General features: G+C 68.0%; 1 protein-coding gene. It reads left to right on the top strand.

The genetic code is table 11. The features are described 5' to 3' along the window. Positions 1 to 541: NAD(P)-binding domain-containing protein (locus EN969_RS34540; protein WP_245467694.1), on the top strand; the 541-nt coding region annotated here is incomplete at both ends.

Below are 541 nucleotides of genomic sequence, written 5' to 3'. Positions count from 1 at the left end.
CCGGATGGGCGCCAACATGGTCCGGCGCCTGATGCGCGACGGCCACGAATGCGTCGTCTACGACATCAACCCGGCCAGCGTCGCGGCCCTGGTGACCGACGGCGCGTCAGGGGCGGCCTCGATGGAAGAATTCATCGGCAAGCTGGCCAAGCCGCGCTGTGTGTGGCTGATGCTGCCGGCGGCGATCACCGGCAGGATCATCGACCAGGTGGCGGCCCTGATGGAGCCCGGCGACATCGTCATCGACGGCGGCAATTCCTATTATCACGACGCCGTCGACCAGGCCGCGAAACTGGCCGGCAAGGGCATCCATCTTGTCGATGTCGGCACCAGCGGCGGCGTCTGGGGCCTGGAGCGTGGCTACTGCCTGATGATCGGCGGTCCCGACGTGGCGGTGCAGCACCTCGATTCGATCTTCGCCACGCTGGCGCCGGGCGCCGATGCCGGCTCCAATCCGTCCAGGGATGCCGGGACCGCGCCCTTCGGCTACCTGCATTGCGGACCGAGCGGCGCCGGCCACTTCGTCAAGATGGTGCACAAC

This window comes from Mesorhizobium sp. M7A.F.Ca.CA.003.01.2.1 (assembly GCF_003998945.1).
GTDB classification, from domain to species: domain Bacteria; phylum Pseudomonadota; class Alphaproteobacteria; order Rhizobiales; family Rhizobiaceae; genus Mesorhizobium; species Mesorhizobium ciceri.
This window is presented reverse-complemented; position numbering and strand designations above follow the sequence as displayed.